This is a genomic window from Ensifer sp. 4252 (genome assembly GCF_050434565.1).
In the GTDB taxonomy this organism is placed as follows: Bacteria; Pseudomonadota; Alphaproteobacteria; order Rhizobiales; family Rhizobiaceae; genus Ensifer.
In genome coordinates this window covers 1-19,327 of the sequence record NZ_JBNDIU010000012.1, presented here as the reverse complement: position 1 = coordinate 19,327, position 19,327 = coordinate 1, and the positions used below count along the sequence as shown (strand labels likewise).

19 protein-coding genes are annotated in these 19,327 nt (G+C 62.1%); 11 read left to right on the top strand and 8 right to left on the bottom strand.

Annotated elements, in window-relative coordinates; all coding sequences use genetic code 11:
• Nucleotides 1-147 precede the first annotated feature (147 nt).
• Nucleotides 148-813, top strand: coding sequence for an OmpA family protein (locus tag ABIE33_RS21040; protein WP_429128989.1), 666 nt, complete (start codon nt 148-150; stop codon nt 811-813).
• A 193-nt stretch (nt 814-1,006) separates the two neighbouring features.
• On the opposite strand, the gene ABIE33_RS21035 is transcribed toward ABIE33_RS21040, so the two are convergent.
• The 5 genes from ABIE33_RS21035 to epmA all read right to left on the bottom strand — a co-directional run bounded on the left by ABIE33_RS21035 (nt 1,007) and on the right by epmA (nt 6,775).
• Nucleotides 1,007-1,822 (bottom strand): class I SAM-dependent methyltransferase, encoded by an 816-nt coding sequence (locus ABIE33_RS21035; protein WP_429128986.1) that lies wholly within the window; start codon nt 1,820-1,822, stop codon nt 1,007-1,009.
• Nucleotides 1,823-2,035: 213 nt separating this feature from the next.
• Entirely contained in the window at nt 2,036-3,478 is a 1,443-nt protein-coding gene (locus tag ABIE33_RS21030; RefSeq protein ID WP_429128984.1) for an MFS transporter, read from the bottom strand.
• A 195-nt stretch (nt 3,479-3,673) separates the two neighbouring features.
• The gene (sigJ, locus tag ABIE33_RS21025; RefSeq protein ID WP_429128983.1) at nt 3,674-4,558 is read right to left on the bottom strand and encodes an RNA polymerase sigma factor SigJ; all 885 of its coding nucleotides are present in this window, start codon (nt 4,556-4,558) and stop codon (nt 3,674-3,676) included.
• Nucleotides 4,559-4,673: 115 nt separating this feature from the next.
• On the bottom strand, nt 4,674-5,726 hold the full coding sequence (locus ABIE33_RS21020) for a lysine-2,3-aminomutase-like protein (RefSeq protein ID WP_429128980.1): 1,053 nt from the start codon (nt 5,724-5,726) through the stop codon (nt 4,674-4,676).
• On the bottom strand, nt 5,723-6,775 hold the full coding sequence (epmA, locus tag ABIE33_RS21015; protein ID WP_429128977.1) for an EF-P lysine aminoacylase EpmA: 1,053 nt from the start codon (nt 6,773-6,775) through the stop codon (nt 5,723-5,725). Before epmA ends, ABIE33_RS21020 begins: the two co-directional genes overlap by 4 nt.
• 177 nt (nt 6,776-6,952) lie before the next feature.
• Here epmA and efp point away from each other — a divergent pair, with 177 nt between their 5' ends.
• Nucleotides 6,953-7,522 (top strand): elongation factor P, encoded by a 570-nt coding sequence (efp, locus tag ABIE33_RS21010; protein WP_065773805.1) that lies wholly within the window; start codon nt 6,953-6,955, stop codon nt 7,520-7,522.
• Between the two features lie 297 nt (nt 7,523-7,819).
• Nucleotides 7,820-9,061, top strand: coding sequence for a class I SAM-dependent methyltransferase (locus ABIE33_RS21005; protein ID WP_429128973.1), 1,242 nt, complete (start codon nt 7,820-7,822; stop codon nt 9,059-9,061).
• Nucleotides 9,062-9,076: 15 nt separating this feature from the next.
• Here the strand turns inward: ABIE33_RS21005 and ABIE33_RS21000 are convergent, their stop codons facing one another.
• Complete coding sequence (locus ABIE33_RS21000; RefSeq protein ID WP_429128972.1) at nt 9,077-9,886, bottom strand: lipo-like protein; 810 nt, start codon at nt 9,884-9,886, stop codon at nt 9,077-9,079.
• Between the two features lie 164 nt (nt 9,887-10,050).
• Here ABIE33_RS21000 and mbfA point away from each other — a divergent pair, with 164 nt between their 5' ends.
• Nucleotides 10,051-11,034, top strand: coding sequence for an iron exporter MbfA (gene mbfA / locus ABIE33_RS20995; RefSeq protein ID WP_429128970.1), 984 nt, complete (start codon nt 10,051-10,053; stop codon nt 11,032-11,034).
• Nucleotides 11,035-11,212: 178 nt separating this feature from the next.
• On the opposite strand, the gene ABIE33_RS20990 is transcribed toward mbfA, so the two are convergent.
• Together ABIE33_RS20990 and ABIE33_RS20985 are read right to left on the bottom strand one after the other, a co-directional pair.
• Complete coding sequence (locus tag ABIE33_RS20990; RefSeq protein ID WP_429128967.1) at nt 11,213-11,833, bottom strand: transglutaminase-like cysteine peptidase; 621 nt, start codon at nt 11,831-11,833, stop codon at nt 11,213-11,215.
• 287 nt (nt 11,834-12,120) lie between these two features.
• Nucleotides 12,121-12,930, bottom strand: a complete 810-nt coding sequence (locus ABIE33_RS20985) for an alpha/beta hydrolase (protein WP_429128964.1) — start codon at nt 12,928-12,930, stop codon at nt 12,121-12,123.
• A gap of 219 nt (nt 12,931-13,149) precedes the next feature.
• Here ABIE33_RS20985 and infC point away from each other — a divergent pair, with 219 nt between their 5' ends.
• From infC to pheT, 7 genes are all read left to right on the top strand, one after another.
• Nucleotides 13,150-13,686 (top strand): translation initiation factor IF-3, encoded by a 537-nt coding sequence (infC, locus tag ABIE33_RS20980; protein WP_077503129.1) that lies wholly within the window; start codon nt 13,150-13,152, stop codon nt 13,684-13,686.
• A 123-nt stretch (nt 13,687-13,809) separates the two neighbouring features.
• Nucleotides 13,810-14,211 carry a hypothetical protein gene (locus tag ABIE33_RS20975; RefSeq protein ID WP_429128961.1) on the top strand — a complete coding sequence of 134 codons (402 nt, stop codon included), beginning with the start codon at nt 13,810-13,812 and terminating at the stop codon, nt 14,209-14,211.
• A 172-nt stretch (nt 14,212-14,383) separates the two neighbouring features.
• Entirely contained in the window at nt 14,384-14,587 is a 204-nt protein-coding gene (rpmI, locus tag ABIE33_RS20970; RefSeq protein WP_025425550.1) for a 50S ribosomal protein L35, read from the top strand.
• 39 nt (nt 14,588-14,626) lie between these two features.
• Entirely contained in the window at nt 14,627-15,031 is a 405-nt protein-coding gene (gene rplT / locus ABIE33_RS20965) for a 50S ribosomal protein L20 (protein WP_025425551.1), read from the top strand.
• Between the two features lie 90 nt (nt 15,032-15,121).
• Complete coding sequence (locus ABIE33_RS20960; protein ID WP_429128958.1) at nt 15,122-15,580, top strand: hypothetical protein; 459 nt, start codon at nt 15,122-15,124, stop codon at nt 15,578-15,580.
• Nucleotides 15,581-15,632: 52 nt separating this feature from the next.
• Nucleotides 15,633-16,715 carry a phenylalanine--tRNA ligase subunit alpha gene (gene pheS / locus ABIE33_RS20955; protein ID WP_429128956.1) on the top strand — a complete coding sequence of 361 codons (1,083 nt, stop codon included), beginning with the start codon at nt 15,633-15,635 and terminating at the stop codon, nt 16,713-16,715.
• A gap of 30 nt (nt 16,716-16,745) precedes the next feature.
• Nucleotides 16,746-19,172 (top strand): phenylalanine--tRNA ligase subunit beta, encoded by a 2,427-nt coding sequence (gene pheT, locus ABIE33_RS20950; RefSeq protein WP_429128953.1) that lies wholly within the window; start codon nt 16,746-16,748, stop codon nt 19,170-19,172.
• Nucleotides 19,173-19,327: the final 155 nt, after the last annotated feature.

Sequence of the window (19,327 nt, the reverse complement as noted above, 5' to 3'; positions counted from 1 at the left end):
GGTTAGTATCCGGCCCTGTCATGACGACAACCGTGGCCATGTGGCCATTTGTCGTCAAACCATGGCATCAGTGGGACGCCTCTTCATCTTCCTGCCGCAATCGCTAGTATGAAGCACCTTTGAGCACGAATAGGGACCATTGATTCTATGATCAAGAAATGCGCCATACTGGCTGTAGCGGCCATCTATCTCTCAGGATGCACGACCACTGATCCCTATACGGGTGAGCAGAAGATGTCGAACACCGCCGGCGGCGCGCTGATCGGCGCGGGTCTCGGTGCAGCGACCGGTCTTCTCGTCGGCGGCAGTTCTGCGGGACGGCGTGATGCCGCTCTCGTCGGTGCCGGTATCGGTGCGCTCGGCGGCGGCCTCGTCGGCAACTACATGGACAGCCAGGAATCGGAGCTGCGCGCCCAGCTGCAGGGCACCGGGGTTTCCGTTACCCGCGCCGGCGACCGCATCATCCTGAACATGCCGTCGAACATCACCTTCGCAACCGACCGCGACCAGGTGATTCCGGCCTTCTACGACACGCTGAATTCCGTGGCGATCGTGCTGCGCAAGTTCAACAAGACGCTGATCGACGTCGACGGCCATACCGATTCGACCGGCAGTGCCTCCTACAACCAGGGCCTTTCCGAGCGCCGCGCCGCGTCCGTTGCCAATTATCTGGCAAGCCAGGGCGTCGACCAGCGCCGCATGGCCACCATGGGCTTCGGCCAGGAACGGCCGATCGCCTCCAACGGCAGCGAAGCCGGCCGGGCGCAGAACCGCCGCGTCGAAATCTCGATCGCGCCGATCAAGCAGGGCTGATCGCTTCTGCTGGATATCTGAACATCGAAGGGCTGTGCCAGAACCGGTGCAGCCCTTCTTCGTTGAGGGCGACAGCCTCTCCGCGGCCCTACTGCAGTGTTTCCGGTTTAGACCGAGTCGCAGAAACGCTCTATCTCTCTGTTTTTACGCATTTCGTGACGGAAAACCGCTTCGCACTTTTCCGGGGAATGCTCTAGAAACGATAGCGCAAAAGCCGCCCCATCCGCTGCAGTATGGGCATCACGCTGAAGAGCTGGATGGCGATGCGCGCGGCCGCGGACATCCTTTCTATCTGGCTTGGATCGTAGTCGCTGACCTCCTCCAGCAGACTGAGGCCCGGAACCTGCCGCTCCAGCATGCGTGGATCGTCGATGCCCCAGCGAAGCTCGGCGCCGGTGGCGCGGATGGCGGGATTGAAGCGCAGCAATTGAATGCCCAGGTGGCTATAGCCGTCGAAGACGACCTCGCCCGCCGGCAGATGTTCCAAAAGGCGCCGAAGCAGATCGTAGACGTCGTCTGCAGCGAGATAGGGCAGGACGCCTTCGGCGACGACGATCGCCCGGCTGTCATCCGGTATGGTCGCAAGCCATCCTGCCTCCGTCACCGAAGATCCGATCAGCGTGTAGCTGGCGCGATCCGGATAGAGCCTGCGGCGCAACGCGATCACATCAGGAAAATCGATGTCGAACCACCGCACCTGCTCGGGCGGATCGACGCGGAAAACGCGGCTATCAAGGCCGCAACCGAGATGCAGCACGGTTGCATCCGGGTGCCTGGCGATGAAAGCCTGTGTCCATCGGTCGACGAGATAGGCGCGCATGGCGATCCCGATCGTCATGTCATGGCCGACGTCGAGACGCTGCGCGGCTTGCCCGAGACGCCGCATGGCATCGGCGGCGAAATGGTCGTGCAGGAGGGAATCGGGAAGCGCGCTTTCGGCGGCCTTTGCCTGCAGCGTGATCAGCAGCGTCTCTTGCGCGCCGCTAAGGCCGATCTCGTCGGCGTCCATCGTTTCCTCCTCTACAACGCCGCGCGTCAAATATAACGCGCACAGGACCCTGTAGCGCTTTAAACTTGCTGCATAATTTTATCCTTGAATCGGATCCGATTTAAGGAATTATGCAGGAGACACGGCCCCGGAAACGATGGGCCGTATCCGCGGCCTGGAGCATTTCCAGGAAAAGTGCGGAGCGGTTTTCCGTCAGGAAATGCGAAAAACGCTCTAGGCTCCGGTTGCCTTTGCGGCACGAGCCCGACGGACGCGCTTCGCCGTCAGCATTGCCAGTGCCGGTGCCAGCGCAAACAGCCAGAAGAGCCATTGCGTCGCGCGGGCAACGCCGCCGGTGGTGCTTGCTTCGATACCCGCCAGATTGGCAGCCAGGCCGGCAAGGGCAGCACCGAGCGCGGCGGCGAAAAGCTGCACGGTGGTGATCGAACTCGAAGCCTTCTCTTCCTCGCCCTGTGGTGCCAGTTCGTAGACGGCCGTCACGATATGCGGCCAGGCGAAACCCATGCCGAAACCGACCGCCATGATACCTGCCGAGAGCGGCGCGGCGATCGCGGCAAAGCCGGCGCCAGCCATCGGCATGAACACGGCGATCAGCGCCAGGCCGGCAAAGCCGAAGCCAGGTCCGGCGAAGATCGTGCGTTGCGCCCTGTCGCCGTGCCAGTGTGCGCTGGTCATCGATCCTGCGGTCCAGCCGATCGACATCAGCGCAGCGATGTAGCCGGCAACCAGCGGCGACAGCCCATGCAATTCCTGCAGCAGATACGGCACGTAGATCTCCGGCTGCATGCCGATCATCAACAGAGTGATCGTAGCATAAAGTGCTGCCAGCGGGGAGGTTATGGTGAAGCTGCCGCTCGGCAGCAGCTTGCCGGCAGCCCGGCGTTCGACCAAGAGAAGCACGGCGAACATGAGGATGGCCGCGCCGACCGAGGCGAGCTGCTCAGCTGATGTGGACAGCGTGCTTGCGATCGAAAGAGCCAGGACAATGCCGACTAGGAGCAGCAGTTGCATCACGGGCAGCGGTGTGCGTTTGTCCTCGGACGAAGCGTTGCGCGGCAACGTCCAGAAGGCAAGTGCTGCCAGAAGTGCCGTCAGCGGCAGCAGCGACCAGAAGGCGGCGCGCCAGGTGGCAAATTCCGCAAACATGCCGCCGACTGCCGGGCCGATGAGCGTTGCCGTGCCCCAGGTCGCCGAGATCAGGCCGATGGCACGGGTCCAGAGCGCCGGCGCAAACACCAGCCGGATGACGCCATAGGCGAGCGCATAGAGCAGGCCGCCGCCAAAACCCTGGATCGCCCGGCCGCCAAGCAGCACCAGCATATCGGGGGCTGAGGCACACAGAAGTGTACCGAGGCCGAAGACGAGAGCGCCGATCGCATAGGCCGAACCGGCGCCGACGGCAGCAAGCAGCCGGGCCGAGAGCGCTGCGCCGAGGATGGATGCGGCGACGAAGACGGTCGTGCTCCAGGCATAATATTCGAGCCCGCCGATCTCGCGCACGATCGACGGCATGATGGTGGTGACGACATAGATGTTCAGGGCATGGAGCGCCACGCCGCCGCTCAGCACGATCGAATGAATGGCGTTTTCGCCCGATAGCAAGGCGAGCCAGCCGCTGTTGGCCTTATCAGCGGGGTCGGATGTCTTGTCGAGCATATGTGTGCACCTTTCCTTTGGCGTCACGGCAATTAACGCGCGGCGCATCGCTGCGCGAGCGCGTCGGGTTTGCCCCCGTCGGCGCCGATCGAGCACTCCCGTTTAAAATGGGGTTTTGGAGCGACTCTATCTCTTTGTTTTTACGCATTTCCCGACGGAAAACCGCTTCGCACTTTTCCTGGGAAGTGCTCTGATTCAGTGGACCGCAGCGTCACCGAGATGGGCGAGCTTGTCCGGATTGCGAACGATGAAGATGTCGTTGACGTTTCCGTCGCCGTCATAGCCGAAGGAAACGCTGGCGGCGATATCATTTTCGGTCTCGCCCCTGAGCACAATGCCGCGGCCGCCATTGATCTCGGCAACGTCCCAGACATAGTGCGCCCAGTATTCGGTGAGCCTGTCGGCGATGAAGGCAAGCACGGTTTCCTTGCCCGAGAGCACGCCGAGCACTGTCGCCACCTTGCCGCCGCCATCGGCGGTCAGTCGCACGTCGGCGGAAAGCAGGCTCGAGAGGCCGGCTATGTTGCCGCCGTGGATCGCCGTGTGGAAAGCCGACAGCAATTCGTCCTGGCGTTCGCGCGGCGTCTGGTGACGGCTCTTCTCGACGCCGATATTGGTCTTGGCGCGCGACACCAGCTTCCGCGCGGCCGCCTCCTGCATGTCGAGCGTTTCAGCGACCTCTTCATAGGGCTGGCCGAAGATTTCATGCAGCAGATAGGCGGCCCGCTCCTTCGGCGTCAGCCGCTCCAGCATCAAAAGGAACGCGGTGGTGAGCGACGAGGTCAGCGCCAGCTTTTCCTCGGCATTGTCTTCGCTTGCCGTATGGATCGGTTCCGGCAGCCAGGCGCCGACATAGTCGACGCGCTTGCGGTGCGCCGCCTTCAGGAGGTCGAGGCAACGGCGGGTGCAGGCAGTGGTCAGCCATGCGGCCGGGCTTTCGATCGCCCGTTGATCGGCCTCCTGCCACTTCACGAATGTGTCCTGCACCGCGTCTTCCGCGTCCGCCCGCGATCCGAGGATCCGGTAGGCGAGGCCGAGAAGACGGGGACGTGCGTCCTCGAAGATATCAATGCTGTTCATGCTACCCATCTCAATGCCTCAGATACGGTTCGGACGGCTGATTGCCGCGATCGTTGATCACATGACCATCTGACGATTGGCTTTGCGCACCTGTGACGCCGTCTTGAAATTTTTCTCAGATTTTTGGCGGGTAGGTGTGCTCTTCACCACGGAAGTCGGTGACGGTGTAGCAACCGCCGCCGTCCGCTGCGATCGATGCCGCACTGATCGCCGCCTTGCCGTGACCGCCCGGAATGTCGAGGATATAGGCGGGCTGGCAGAGGCCGGAGACCCGGCCACGCAACGACGCGACGAGGGCCTGGCCCTCCTCGATCGACAGCCGGAAATGGCCGGTGCCGGGTGCCAGATCCGGATGGTGCAGATAGTAGGGCTTGATCCGGGTTTCGACGAAGGCGCGCATCAGGGCGGCAAGCACGTCCGCATCGTCATTGACGCCTTTGAGAAGCACCGACTGGCTGACCATGACGACGCCGGCATCGATCAATCGGGCTGAGGCGTCGCGCGCTTCCTGCGTGAGTTCACGCGGATGGTTGGCGTGAAGCGCCACATAGGTGGCCTTGCCGCTGGCCTTGAGGGCTGCGATGAGCTCGGCGTTGACGCGCTCGGGCTCGACCACCGGCACGCGGGTGTGGAAGCGCACGATCTTGACATGCGCGACCAGCTTCAGCCGCTCCATGATTTCGGTGAGGCGGCGCGGCGAAAGCACCAGCGGATCGCCACCGGTAAGGATCACTTCCCAGATCTCCTCATGCTCGGCGATATAGGCGATCGCCGCATCGAGTTCGGCCGGTGTCAGCGTACCAAGCCCCTGTGGGCCGACCATTTCGCGGCGGAAGCAGAAGCGGCAATAGACCGGGCAGACGTGCACGGCCTTCAGGAGCACGCGGTCGGGATAGCGGTGGACGATGCCGGTGACCGGGCTGTGCGGCTTGTCACCGATCGGATCTTCGCGCTCTTCTGGCAGCAGCGTCAGCTCGGCGGCATCGGGCACGAACTGGCGGGCGATCGGATCGTTCGGATCATCGCGGTCGATAAGCTGCGCGATCGTCGGGCTGATGGCGACGGCATAGCGCTCGGCGACGCGCGAAACGGCCTCTTGCTGCGACGGTTGGACAAGGCCGGCATCAACCAATTCAACGGCCGTCTTGATCGGGCGGTGAACGTTCATCTCGCCGTCTCCGCCACCGGCGCCCAGAGCACCTGGTCGATGCGCGTGGCACCCGTCGCCAGCATGACCAGCCGGTCGAAACCGAGCGCTATGCCGCTGGCTTCCGGCATGATGGCGAGCGCCGCCAGAAAATCTTCGTCGAGCGGATAGGTCTCGCCATAGACGCGGGCTTTTTCCGCCATCTCCATCTCGAACCGGCGGCGCTGCTCGGAAGCGTCGGTCAGTTCGCCGAACGCATTGGCGAGTTCGACGCCGCAGGCATAGAGCTCGAAGCGTTCGGCAACGCGGCGGTCGCGCGCGGTCGGCCGGGCAAGGGCAGCTTCGGCAACCGGATATTCGTCGAGGATCGTGGCGCGGCCAAAGCCGAGATGTGGTTCGACCTTTTCGACCAGCACGCGGCTGAACAGGTCGGCCCAGGTATCGTCGGCGGCAACCCGCAACCCGACCGGTACCATCGCGCCAGCAAGCGCGTCCCGGTCCGTTTCGCCATCGGAGGCGATCGAGGCGAGGAGGTCGATGTTTGCAAAGCGCGCGAAGGCCTCGGCCACCGCCAGGCGCTCAGGCTCGGCGAAGGGGTCGCAGGTGCGGCCCTGAAAGGTGAACCGACTGACGCCGGCCGTGCGCGCCGCGAGCGCCACGATATCGGCGCAGTCGCGCATCAGCGTCTCGTAGGTCTCGCCGGCGCGGTACCATTCGAGCATGGTGAATTCCGGATGGTGCAGCGGCCCACGCTCGCGGTTGCGGTAGACATGGGCGAAGCAGGCGATGCGCTTTTCGCCGGCGGCGACCAGCTTCTTGCAGGCAAACTCCGGCGAGGTGTGCAGATAGAGCGGATGGGCGGAGCCATCATGGTTGAGCGCCTGGGTGGCGAAGGCGTGCAGATGGGCTTCGTTGCCCGGCGAAACCTGCAGCGTCGCGGTATCGACTTCGATGAAGTCGCGCTCGTCGAAGAACCGGCGCAATGCCGACTGGATCCGGTTGCGTCCGAGAAGAAACGGACGCCGGTCGGCATGGACGTGCGGCGTCCACCAGGGTGAGGCATGCGACATGGTCGTTCGATCCAGGCTTTCTTCGCGCCCTACGCTTTCTTCGCGCCAATGCCGGCGCAGGCTGGCTATTTGCACGAAATTAGGGTAGTGGCGGCGCGATATCATAATTTTCGCGTCTTTCGGGGCCGGCTTTCCCGGCGCGCCGTGTCGCGCATACCTCTGTTACAAGGAAGACTAATGGTCAAGGTCATCGCTTCATCTGTCCGCAAGGGCAACGTTCTCGATGTTGACGGCAAGCTCTATGTCGTTCTTACCGCGCAGAACTTCCACCCGGGCAAGGGCACGCCGGTCACCCAGGTCGACATGCGCCGCATTTCGGACGGTGTGAAGGTCTCCGAGCGCTACCGCACGACCGAACAGGTCGAGCGCGCTTTCGTCGAGGACCGCGAGCACACCTTCCTTTATGAAGATGGCGAAGGCTTCCACTTCATGAACCCGGAAAGCTACGACCAGCTGGTCATGACCACCGACGACATCGGCGACCTCAAGGCCTACCTGCAGGAAGGCATGGCCTGCATTCTTTCGATCCACGAAGGCCTGGCGATCGCTATCGACCTGCCGCGGCACGTGACGCTCGAAATCACCGAGACCGAGCCGGTCGTCAAGGGCCAGACGGCATCGTCGTCCTACAAGCCGGCTGTGCTTTCGAACGGCGTTCGCACGCTCGTTCCGCCGCACATCCAGGCCGGCACCCGCGTCGTCATCGCCACCGAAGACGGCTCCTATGTCGAGCGCGCCAAGGACTGACACGCTCAAGCACTGACGATCGAGTGATCGGATCGAACGGGGACGGCAGGTTCAACCTGCCGTCCCCGTTGTCGTTTCTACTGCAGGGCTCCTTCGATCGTTGATGTTTCAGGGGCAAGACCAGGCCGCAAGTTCAAGGTGCTACCGCGTCCTTGACGCGTCAGCAGAGGTGCGACGCCGCAGAGCCCAGAAGCTGCGACTGCGACCGGATCAGCAACCGCAAATTTAGGGGGAGCATTTCAAAAAACGGGTGCTAGGATGCCGGCGCCACGACGTTTCTGTCACGAGAGGGTCTGCATGTTTCCATTGTCGCATATGATGAAGTCGTTCATTCGCAAGGGTCGCCTGACGGTGATCGACGCCGATGGCAAGAGGCATGTCTTTTCCGGTGAACCCGGCCCGCAGGTGACGATGCGGCTTACCGATAAGAAGCTCTATCGCAGCCTTGTCTTCAATGCGGAGCTTGCGGCCGGCGAGGCCTATATGGACGGCACCATGCGCTTCGAGGAAGGTTCGACGCTCAAGGATTTCCTGACGCTGTTTTCGATCAATCGGCTCTCGCTCGGCTCCTACCCGATCCAGAAGGTTCTGCGCGCGATAAAGATGCGCTTCCGCAAGCGCCAGCAGGCAAATCCCAAGGGCAAGGCGCAGGAGAACGTCGCCCATCACTATGATCTCGGCAACGACTTCTACAAATTGTTCCTCGACGAGAACATGCTCTATTCCTGCGCCTATTTCCGCGAGCCGGACGAGAGCCTGGAGAAGGCCCAGCGCAACAAGCTGCGGCTGCTCGCCTCCAAGCTCTGCCTGGAACCGGGCATGAAGGTGCTCGACATCGGTTCCGGCTGGGGCGATCTGGCGATGTACCTGGCGAAGCTGGAAAACGTCGAGGTTCTGGGCGTGACGCTTTCGAAGGAGCAGCAGGCGCTGTCGACGCAAAGGGCCGAGGCCGCCGGGCTCGCCGATCGCGTTCGCTTCGAACTGAAAGACTATCGCGACGTGCAGGGACCGTTCGACCGCATCGTTTCAGTCGGGATGTTCGAGCATGTCGGCGTGCATCACTACGACGAGTTTTTCAAGAAGCTCAATGCCCTGATGCCGGGTGACGGCGTTGCGGTGCTGCATTCGATCGGTCACATGAGCCCGCCCGGCATGGCGAGCGCCTGGCTGCGAAAATACATCTTTCCCGGCGCCTATTCGCCTGCGCTTTCGGAGGTCTTCGACGTCGTCGAGCGCAACAGCCTGTGGGTCACCGATCTCGAATTCCTGCGCGTGCACTATGCCACGACGCTGGCGCATTGGGGCGCGCGGTTCGAGGCCAACCGCGACAAGGTGATCGCGATGTATGACGAGCGCTTTGCCCGCATGTGGGAGTTCTACCTGATCAGCGCCGAAATGATGTTCCGCACCGGCAGCCAACTGGTCTTCCACATGCAGCTGTCGCGCTCGCGCGACGCGGCGCCGATCGTGCGCGATTACATCACCGACCGGCAGCGCGACTTCATGGCCCGCGAGCACGGGCTCGACCTTAACATCTGACCGGTTTTCTGCCGGTCAGTCTCGGTTCCAGCGCAGCCGCTTGTAGTCGAAGCCGAATTCGAGTGTCGGCTTGACGATCGAGAAGAACGGCGAGAGATCGAAGTCGCGCGGCGTGTAGAGCGAATAATGGCGAATATGCAGGATCTCTTCGCGTGAATAGGTGGAGGTGGCCGATGCGCGCCCGGGCGCGCGCGTGACCTCCGGCAGGATCGGATAATGGATCTGCTCGAAGGCTTCAGCAATCAGTGTCGAGCAGATCGCCCGCGTCGGATCACCGGAACCAAGTGCCAGCAGGCGTCGCCGCCAGCGCACCGGCACCGGCGGTGCCGGCATGAAATAACGCAGCATGTCCAGAATGTTCTTTAGGTCGTATTTCATGCCGAGCCGGGAGATCATGAAGCCGACCAGCGCGGTACGATCGTCGGGCGTCAGCGCCACCGGTCGGCAGATGCGCGTGTTGAACGACGCATATTTCTTCAACGGCACGGCGACGCAACCTTCGCCGATATTCACCTCGATCAGTTGTGGCCTCTCGATCACCGGCAGGGTCGCCTGGTCGAGCGTCAGCGGCATCTGGTCGCCGACGAAAAACGCGGCGTGCGACCAGGTGGATTGCGTCAGGTATTTGATCGCGGCGGAAACCTTCTGGTTGCCTTCGATCAACAGGACGTCACCCGGGCGCAGCGTGCGCGCCAAGGTCTCCTGATCGGATGGCGTGTAGGGTTCATAGCCAAGGGTCTGTGTCTGCAGCCTTGCGGCCATACGGGCGCCGAGCCGGTCCAGAAACGTATCCTTGCTTTCGGAAAGCGGGTAGATGGTCCTCATGGAGGCGATCGCTCCAGCGGCGGGAAGGGGATTCGCATGCGCCTGCATGGTGGCCGAGCCGCGACATTCTGTCGAGTGATTGTCGCGTGATTGCATGGCTTTGGCCTTGACGCACATCCCCGCGGTTTCTATTTTAGAATTATTCTAAAGAAGGTTTTTCGTCGATGTTCTCCCGCCTCTTCTCCCGCTCCAAGCGGCCGTTTCTCTCCCTCAACGAACAGGAAATCCTGGCGCTGGCGATCTCCTCCGAGGAGGACGATGGCCGCATCTATCTCGCCTATGCGGATGCGCTGAGAGAGAAATATCCGCACTCGGCAAAAGTGTTCGAGGAAATGGCGGAGGAGGAGAGCCATCATCGGCAATGGCTGATCGACATGTATGTGCAGCGCTTCGGCGACCGCATCCCGCTGGTCCGCCGCGAGCATGTCCGCGATTTCCCCGATCGCAAGCCTGAGTGGCTGATCGCCGAAATGCCGATCGAGAAGGCGCGCGCGGAAGCCGAGGCGATGGAGGAGACGGCGCACAGCTTCTATGTCGAGGCGGCGGCGCGCACCCAGGATGCGGCGACGCGCAAGCTGCTGGGCGATCTGGCGATCGCGGAGAAGTCGCATGAATCGCTCGCCCGCAGGCTCGGTGAAAAGCACACGCCGGAGGATGTCCGCGACGAAGAAGATCAGACCGCGCGCCGACAGTTCATCCTGACTTACGTTCAGCCGGGGCTGGCCGGGCTGATGGATGGCTCGGTTTCGACGCTCGCACCGATCTTTGCTGCCGCCTTTGCGACGCAGGATACCTGGCAGACCTTCCTCGTCGGCTTGTCCGCCTCGGTCGGTGCCGGTATTTCCATGGGCTTCACCGAGGCGGCCCACGATGACGGCAAGCTCTCCGGCCGCGGGTCGCCGATCAAGCGCGGCCTTGCGTCGGGCATCATGACCGCGCTCGGCGGCCTCGGGCACGCGCTGCCCTATCTCATTCCACATTTCTGGACAGCGACTATCACGGCCGCAGTCGTCGTCTTCTTCGAGCTTTGGGCAATCGCGTTCATTCAGAACCGCTACATGGAAACGCCGTTCCTGCGTGCCGCATTCCAGGTTGTGCTGGGCGGCGGCCTGGTGCTGGCAGCGGGCATCCTGATCGGCAACGCTTGACCAGGCGTGCACCGTGAGAGCGTTTCTGGCTTAGACGGAGTGGCAGAAACGCTCTATCTCTTTGTTTTTACGCGTGTCCTGGCGGAAAACCGCTTCTCACTTTTCCTGAAAATGCTTAGAAACGAAAAAAAGGGCCGGTTTGACCGGCCCTTTTTCGCAAAGAGGTGATGCTGCGGTATCAGTTGCCGACCGAGCCGACGACCACTTCCGCGCCATTTTCGATGGTGACCCAGCGACCGCTGTTGAACGAAGCCTGGCGCTTGAGATAGCGGTAGGGCGTCTGCGTCCAGAGCTTCACGCCGTTTTCGAGATTGTCGAGGACGAAGTCGCCCTGGGCGGTGCGCACCGTCAGCACCGCATGGCCTTCGCCATCGGGCTTGCGAACGACGGTGATCAGCAGTTCGCTTGCGGAAAAGCCCTTGCGCATCAGGCGCTTGCGCTTTTCGAGGACGAAGTCCTCGCAATCGCCGGCGTCCTGCGGGTAGGACCAGATTTCATCCCTGCCGAAGAGTTCCTGATCGGTCACCGGCGTGATTTCGCGGTTCACGGCAGCGTTGACCTGACGGATCGTCGCCCAGCCGCGTTCGGTGACACGCGGCGCCACGCTTGTCTTCGACTTGACGCTGCATTCGCCCTTGTGCTTCTGACAGAACTCGTAATGTCCGATCGGCTGCGAGGTAACCGAGCCGGTCTGCATCCAAGGAGAGGATCCCGCCTGTGCGGGAATTGCCGTGTTCGCTGAAATGAAAAGTGCGCAAAACGCCGCGATACTTCCCTTAACCCCAGTCCAAGACGCCATACAAATCCCCTGCGTGACGCGGTATGCCGGGCTCTTCCTGTCCGGACGTATTCGCGCAATCCTGAGTTGAAGGCAGCTTGTTCAGGTCTTCCGCCTCACGCTGCTCTAATCGTTAATAAAGAGTTAATAGCGTTGGGGTCGGAGAGTCAATCTACTGATTCGGGCATTGGACTTTATGGTTAAAGCCGTTGCCGAAATGCAGCGCAAAGCCCTGCGCAGCAGGCAGTCTGCGGCGCATGGGCTCGAAAATTGGGGGTAGAATGGGCGTCGAGCGCCGGCTTAACGGCTTAAGCCGAAGGCAGCATGTTTCCGATCGCCTGTTTCATTTTAGCAATGTCTTCCTCACGCGAAAGACGATGGTCGCCGTCACGGATGAGCGTCATGACGACGTCGTCGGCGGGAAGGTGCTCCATCAGTTTCAGCGCGTGCGTGTAGGGCACATCCGGGTCGCGCATGCCCTGGAGGATGTGGACCGGGCAGCCGGTGGTGATCGTGCCGACGAGCACGCGATTGTCGCGGCCATCCTCGATCAGGGCGCGCGTATAGATGTTGGGCTCGGGGCTATACTCGGACGGCTCCTCGAAATAGCCTTGCTCCGCAAGTGAGCGCTGTTCGATTTCGGTCAGATTGGGCTCGATCAGCTCGGCGGTAAAGTCGGGGGCAGGCGCGATCAGCACCAGTCCGGCGATGCGTTCGCCGAGGCCGCGCAGGCGCAGTTCCTGGATCAGTCTCAGCGCGATCCAGCCGCCCATCGATGAGCCGATCAGGATCAGGCGTTGCTTAGGCGCCGCATGCTCGACGACGGCAAGGCTTTCTTCCAGCCAGCGCGAGATCGTGCCGTCGTTGAAGGCGCCGCCGGAGGCGCCATGGCCGGAATAGTCGAGCCGGATGCAGTCGGTTGCCCGGTCGCGGGCAAGGCGCTCGACCTCTATGGCCTTCGTGCCGGTCATGTCGGAGCGGTAACCGCCGAGCCACACAAGCACCGGCCGATCGGAGGGCTTTTGTGCGCGCAGGATCTTCATGGCGATGCGGCGACGGGCGGCATCCTTGCCAACCTCGATGAAGGTTGTTTCGGTTTCGGCTGGCGTCGTTTGCATCTCATTTCTCTCCAAATGCCCGGATTGGCGGCGAATTTCTTTCTAAAACAGATTCGTCTTGGCTTCGACAGGTGGTGATTTTCCCTGCGAGCCATGCTATTGACTCTCGCGTCGCAATTCACACATTGCCGTCGGTGGCAGATTGAAGCATTTCGGCCAAGGCCGCGCCGACTATTAATTGAACCGCATTTTCGGAAACAGCTCGAGGAGAGTACGACCATTCGCAGACCGTTCAAAACGGACGCCCCCGTCAAGGAGGGACCGCGCTCAAACAAGGAAATCCGGGTACCCCGGGTTCAGCTTATCGATGCCGAAGGCCAGAATATCGGCGCCGTCCCGATCGACCAGGCGCTCCGCATGGCGGAAGAGGCCGGTCTTGATCTGGTGGAGATCGCACCGAACTCCGAACCGCCGGTGTGCAAGATCCTCGATCTCGGCAAGCTGAAATACGCCAACCAGAAGAAGGCGGCCGAAGCGCGCAAGAAGCAGAAGATCGTCGAGATCAAAGAGATCAAGATGCGTCCCAACATCGACACGCACGATTATGAAGTGAAGATGCGGGCGATGAATCGCTTTTTCGAAGAAGGCGACAAGGTCAAGGTGACCCTGAAGTTCCGCGGTCGCGAAATGGCGCACCAGGAACTCGGCATGAAGCTCCTGCTTCAGGTCAAGGATGACACGCAGACGATTGCCAAGGTGGAAGCCGAGCCGAAGCTCGAGGGCCGCCAGATGATGATGGTCCTCGCTCCGCGTTGACCCGAAGTGTCCGGGTGCAACGCTCGGAAACTCGATCAGGTAGGAAGCCGCCCATGGGGCGGCTTTTTGCGTTGATAGCAACCGATCCGGCGCATCCGTTCGCCATGCCCGCGCTTGCCGACGATGACGACAGCAGCGGCCGGAGCGGCAACGACGATCGCGACGATCGGGATGACGATGACGATCGCGGCGGTAACCGCGGCCCCCGGCAGCGATCACGACGACGACAATGATGATGAAGACGATCACCGCGGCCGACACAGCGATGATGATGACGGCGACCGCGGCGACCGGGACGAAGTCACGCACAACGTGTCCGAAGCCAGCCTGCGCGGACTGTGTGACGGCTCGTTGATCGCGGTCGACAATCTCGGGGGTGTGCTTGAGGTCGAAGTCGAATTCGAACACGGCCCGCGTGTGGTGACGGTCGAGCCGCACGGCGGCGATGCCCGACGCAATCCCGGCCCGTCAGTGCTCGCCTTCGAAGCGACCGGCGGGCGCAAGCGTCCGCGCGATCCGGTTTGACGTTCCATGTCGCCTCTATGACGCTTCTTCGATTCGGTAGTTGCGCTTTTGGGGCTGTCCGGGTATAAGCCCCCGTCCGAACGGTCCGGCAGGGCATGCCGTGGCCGTTCTTAACGCTGGAAATGGACCTCGTCTGTCTGTTTCGATTTCTTAAGAAAAATGGAGTAGCAAAATGCCCAAGATGAAGACGAAATCGTCTGCCAAGAAGCGGTTCAAGATCACCGCTACCGGCAAGGTTCGTGCAGCAGCTGCTGGCAAGCGCCACGGCATGATCAAGCGTTCCAACAAGTTCATCCGCGACGCACGTGGAACCATGGTTCTCGCGGAGCCCGATGGCAAGAAGGTCATCAAGAACTACCTGCCCAACGGTCTCTAAGACTTTCAGGCATTTTGGACACGTTAAGGAGATCATGACATGGCACGTGTAAAACGCGGCGTAACCGCTCACGCCAAGCACAAGAAGACACTCAAGGCAGCCAAGGGCTTCTACGGCCGCCGCAAGAACACCATCCGCGCTGCAAAGGCTGCGGTTGATCGTTCCAAGCAGTTCGCTTACCGCGACCGCAAGGTCAACAAGCGCAACTTCCGCGCCCTCTGGATCCAGCGCATCAACGCTGCCGTCCGCGAATTCGGCCTGACCTACGGCCGCTTCATCGATGGCCTGAACAAGGCTGGCATCGAAGTCGACCGCAAGGTTCTGTCCGACATGGCTATCCATGAGCCGGCAGCATTCGGCGCCCTCGTCGAAGCTTCCAAGAAGGCACTTGCCTACCTCAAGGAAGCCGGTACGACCAACGAGTTTGAAAGCGCTGTTCGTTAAGCCAGCGCTTTCCCAAACCGTTCTTGAATTTTGTTGGGAAACCCGCGCTGGCAGGGCTAGCGCGGGTTTTTCTTATTTGGCGAGACGAAAGTGTACGACGATCGAAGGGGACTGCTTGCGGTCCCGGAGCTTGACGACGAGGACATGGCGGCTCTGCTGGCAGCACTTGCCGGCGGATCGTCCCGTGTCGAACGGTGCCAGCTCAAGGATCGTATGGTCTGGATCAAGGGTTACCAGCACCTCGGCCAACGCCTGCAGTGGCTCGTCTGGCGCCTGAGCGGCGTTGCCATCCTCCGGCCGGCCCCCGTTCTCAATCCGCAAGGCATGCTCGACCGCGAGGTCACTGCCTTCTCCGCCGCCGGCTTCGAGACCCCGCAGGTTCTCTATCGCGACACGACGGCGCTGGTGCTTTCTCATCTGGGCCTGCCGTTCTTCTCGCGATTGTTGCCGCTGGCGCACTTCTTCCTGCGCATTCAGAACGGCGGTGGCTTCGTGCACTTCGTGGCGGGGACGGACGACCTGGCTGGCACGACCCAATCACATTCCTGAAGACAACAACCGATATAGAACCGAACCCATTCCCGCATCGAGGCAGGACAGAATGAGCGAACTGGAAACACTGGAACGGACACTGCTGGCGGACATCGATGCCGCCGGCGACGAAGGATCGATCGAGGCGGTGCGCGTCGGCGCGCTCGGCAAGAAGGGCTCGGTCTCCGAGCTCCTGAAGACGCTCGGCACGATGACGCCGGAAGAGCGCCAGACCCGTGGCGCCCAGATCAACGCGCTGAAGACCACGGTTGCAGATGCGATCACCGCCCGCAAGTCGGCGCTGAAGGACCAGGCGATCGCCGAGCGTCTGGCCCGCGAAACGGTCGATATCAGCCTGCCGGTGCGCTCGTCCCCGGCCGAGCGCGGCCGGATCCACCCGATCAGCCAGATCGTCGATGAGATCACTGCGATCTTCGGCGACATGGGCTTCTCGATCGCCGAAGGTCCGGATATCGAGACCGACTACTACAACTTCACGGCGCTGAACTTCCCGGAAGGTCACCCGGCCCGCGAAATGCACGACACTTTCTTCTTCAACGAGGACGAGAAGGGCGAGCGCAAGGTGCTGCGCACGCATACCTCGCCGGTGCAGATACGCACGATGGAAGCGCAGGACCCGCCGATCCGCATCATCATCCCCGGCAAGACCTATCGCCAGGATTCCGACGCCACTCACTCGCCGATGTTCCATCAGGTCGAAGGCCTGGTCGTCGACAAGTCCGCGAACGTCGCCAACATGCGCTGGGTGCTGGAAGAGTTCTGCAAGGCGTTCTTCGAGGTCGATCAGGTGACGATGCGCTTCCGCCCGTCGTTCTTCCCGTTCACCGAGCCGTCCTTCGAGGTCGACATCCAGTGCGACCGCTCCGGCCCGATCGTCAAGTTCGGTGAGGGTAGCGACTGGATGGAAATCCTCGGCTGCGGCATGGTTCACCCGAACGTGCTGCGTTCCGGCGGGCTCGATCCGGACGAATACCAGGGCTTTGCCTGGGGCATGGGCCTCGACCGCATCGCCATGCTGAAATACGGCATGCCGGACCTGCGCGATTTCTTCAACGCCGATGTCCGCTGGATGAACCATTACGGCTTCCGCCCGCTCGACATGCCGACGTTGTTCGGCGGCCTTTCGGTCTGATCGCGCAAAAATTAGGACACAGGTGAAATCATGAAATTCACGCTTTCCTGGCTCAAGGACCACCTTGAAACCGACGCCTCGCTGGACGAAATCTGCGCGCGCCTGACGATGATCGGGCTTGAAGTCGAAGATGTCGACGACAAGGCGGCCTTCAAGCCGTTCGTCATCGCCAAGGTTGTTTCCGCCGAGCAGCATCCAAATGCCGACAAGCTCAGGGTGCTGATGGTCGATACCGGGTCCGGCGCGCCAGTTCAGGTCGTCTGCGGTGCGCCGAACGCCCGCGCCGGCCTCGTCGGCGCCTTCGCCGCACCGGGCACTTATGTGCCGGGGATCGATGTCACGCTCTCCGTCGGCAACATTCGCGGCGTCGAAAGCCACGGCATGATGTGTTCGGAAAAGGAGCTCGAGATCTCCGACGACCACAACGGCATCATCGACCTGCCTGATGATGCGCCTGTTGGCACGAGCTATGCGGCCTATGCCGGCCTCGACGATCCGATGATCGAGATCAACCTGACGCCGAACCGCCCGGATTGCACCAGCGTCTACGGCATCGCCCGCGATCTCGCAGCCTCCGGCCTCGGTACGCTGAAGGCCCGCGCAGTGCCGTCCCTTGCAGTCGAAGGCGAGACCCCGGTCAAGCTGACGATCGACCTTGGCGAAGACCGTCACCTTTGCCCCGGCTTCGGCTTGCGGCTGGTGCGCGGCGTCAAGAACGGACCGTCGCCGAAGTGGATGCAGCAGCGGCTTTTGTCCATCGGTCTTCGTCCGATCAATGCGCTGGTCGACATCACCAACTACATGACCTTCGACCAGGGCCGGCCGATGCACGTCTTCGACGCTGCTAAGGTTACGGGCAACCTGACTGTGCGTCGCGCAAAGGAAGGTGAAACCGTGCTTGCGCTCGACCAGCGCGAATACAAGCTCGGCCCGAACAACGTCGTCATCGCCGACGAAGAGGGCATCGAGTCGATCGGCGGCATCATGGGCGGCGAACACTCCGGCTGCGATGAGAGCACTACCGACGTGCTGATCGAATCGGCGCTCTGGGATCCGATGAACATTGCCAAATCCGGCCGCACGCTCGGTATCATCACCGACGCGCGCTATCGCTTCGAGCGTGGCGTCGATCCAGAATACATGGTGCCCGGTCTCGAGCGCACGACGGAACTGGTTGTCGAGCTCTGCGGCGGCAAGCCGGCCAAGGCCGAGGTCGTCGGCTATGCGGGCTATAGCCCGAAGATCGTCGATTTCCCGATGTCCGAGGTCAAGCGGCTGACGGGGCTTGAAGTTTCGTCAGACGAGAGCGTGACGATCCTGAAGAAGCTCGGCTTCGGCGTCGAGGGTTCGGGTGAGCGCGTCAATGTGTCGGTGCCGTCCTGGCGCCCGGATGTCGACGGCAAGGCCGATCTCGTCGAAGAGGTCATGCGCATTCACGGCGTCGACAATATCGTTGCAGCACCCTTGCCAAGCCACGGCACCGTCAATGGCAAGATCCTGACGACGCTGCAGATCCGCACCCGCCTTGCCAAGCGCGCGCTGGCGAGCCGCGGCATGCTGGAAGCCGTCACCTGGTCGTTCATTTCCGAAGACCAGGCGAAGCTCTTCGGCGGTGGTGCGCCGGCCCTGAAGCTTGCCAACCCGATCGCGGCCGACATGTCGGACATGCGCCCGTCTCTGTTGCCGGGTCTTCTGTCGGCGGCGCAGCGCAATGCCGACAAGGGCTTTGGCGACGTTGCGCTCTTCGAAGTCTCCGGCACCTACGAGGGCGACGGCCCGGAGCAGCAGCGCCGCGTTGCCGGTGGCGTACGGCGTGGCACCGCATCGCTGAATGGCGCCGGACGGCTCTGGTCGAATGCAGCCAAGGGCGGCGGCAAGCCGGTCGACGTCTTTGACGCCAAGGCCGATGCGATCGCGGTGCTCGAAGCCTGCGGCTTGCCGATGGGCAATGTCCAGTTCGAGGCCGGTGGCCCGGCCTGGTACCATCCTGGCCGCTCCGGCACGATCAAGCTCGGTCCGAAGATCGTGCTTGGCTCGTTCGGCGAATTCCATCCGAAGACGCTTGAGGCGCTCGACGTCTCCGGCGCGCTTTGCGGCTTCGAGATCTATGTCGACGCCATGCCGGAACCGAAGAAAAAGGCGACCCGCACCAAGCCCGCGCTCGATCTTTCGCCCTTCCAGGCCGTCAAGCGCGACTTCGCCTTCGTCGTCGACAGGGGCGTCGAGGCAGGCGCCATCCTGCGTGCGGCGTCTGGCGCCGACCGCAAGCTGGTAACCGGCGTCAGTGTCTTCGACGTGTTCGAGGGGGCTTCGCTCGGTGAAGGCAAGAAGTCGATCGCCATCGAAGTGACGATCCAGCCGGTCGAGCGCACGCTGACTGACGAGGACTTCGAGGCTTTGACGGCCAAGATCGTCGCCAACGTCACCAAGACGACAGGCGGCGTGTTGCGCGCCTGAAAGCCGTTCAACCCGTAACCATCGCAAAGGCCGCTGCTTGCAGCGGCCTTTTTCATGCAGCTAGAGCGCTTCATCTTTAAACAGAAGCATTCTGCCGGAAGGAATTTCGGCCAGGACCAAGGCGGCTGGCGAAGAGCGCAGCAGAGGCTGCGGTC

What these genes read in the sequence shown, in the direction of transcription:
- ABIE33_RS21020 (WP_429128980.1), bottom strand. Translation starts at nt 5,726, where the DNA reads ATGAACGTTCACCGCCCGATCAAGACGGCCGTTGAATTGGTTGATGCC.
- pheT (WP_429128953.1), top strand. Translation starts at nt 16,746, where the DNA reads ATGAAATTCACGCTTTCCTGGCTCAAGGACCACCTTGAAACCGACGCC.
- ABIE33_RS21030 (WP_429128984.1), bottom strand. Translation starts at nt 3,478, where the DNA reads ATGCTCGACAAGACATCCGACCCCGCTGATAAGGCCAACAGCGGCTGG.
- ABIE33_RS21000 (WP_429128972.1), bottom strand. Translation starts at nt 9,886, where the DNA reads ATGAGGACCATCTACCCGCTTTCCGAAAGCAAGGATACGTTTCTGGAC.
- rplT (WP_025425551.1), top strand. Translation starts at nt 14,627, where the DNA reads ATGGCACGTGTAAAACGCGGCGTAACCGCTCACGCCAAGCACAAGAAG.
- ABIE33_RS21040 (WP_429128989.1), top strand. Translation starts at nt 148, where the DNA reads ATGATCAAGAAATGCGCCATACTGGCTGTAGCGGCCATCTATCTCTCA.
- pheS (WP_429128956.1), top strand. Translation starts at nt 15,633, where the DNA reads ATGAGCGAACTGGAAACACTGGAACGGACACTGCTGGCGGACATCGAT.
- epmA (WP_429128977.1), bottom strand. Translation starts at nt 6,775, where the DNA reads ATGTCGCATGCCTCACCCTGGTGGACGCCGCACGTCCATGCCGACCGG.
- ABIE33_RS20990 (WP_429128967.1), bottom strand. Translation starts at nt 11,833, where the DNA reads ATGGCGTCTTGGACTGGGGTTAAGGGAAGTATCGCGGCGTTTTGCGCA.
- ABIE33_RS21005 (WP_429128973.1), top strand. Translation starts at nt 7,820, where the DNA reads ATGTTTCCATTGTCGCATATGATGAAGTCGTTCATTCGCAAGGGTCGC.
- efp (WP_065773805.1), top strand. Translation starts at nt 6,953, where the DNA reads ATGGTCAAGGTCATCGCTTCATCTGTCCGCAAGGGCAACGTTCTCGAT.
- rpmI (WP_025425550.1), top strand. Translation starts at nt 14,384, where the DNA reads ATGCCCAAGATGAAGACGAAATCGTCTGCCAAGAAGCGGTTCAAGATC.
- mbfA (WP_429128970.1), top strand. Translation starts at nt 10,051, where the DNA reads ATGTTCTCCCGCCTCTTCTCCCGCTCCAAGCGGCCGTTTCTCTCCCTC.
- ABIE33_RS20985 (WP_429128964.1), bottom strand. Translation starts at nt 12,930, where the DNA reads ATGCAAACGACGCCAGCCGAAACCGAAACAACCTTCATCGAGGTTGGC.
- ABIE33_RS21035 (WP_429128986.1), bottom strand. Translation starts at nt 1,822, where the DNA reads ATGGACGCCGACGAGATCGGCCTTAGCGGCGCGCAAGAGACGCTGCTG.
- ABIE33_RS20975 (WP_429128961.1), top strand. Translation starts at nt 13,810, where the DNA reads ATGACGACAGCAGCGGCCGGAGCGGCAACGACGATCGCGACGATCGGG.
- sigJ (WP_429128983.1), bottom strand. Translation starts at nt 4,558, where the DNA reads ATGAACAGCATTGATATCTTCGAGGACGCACGTCCCCGTCTTCTCGGC.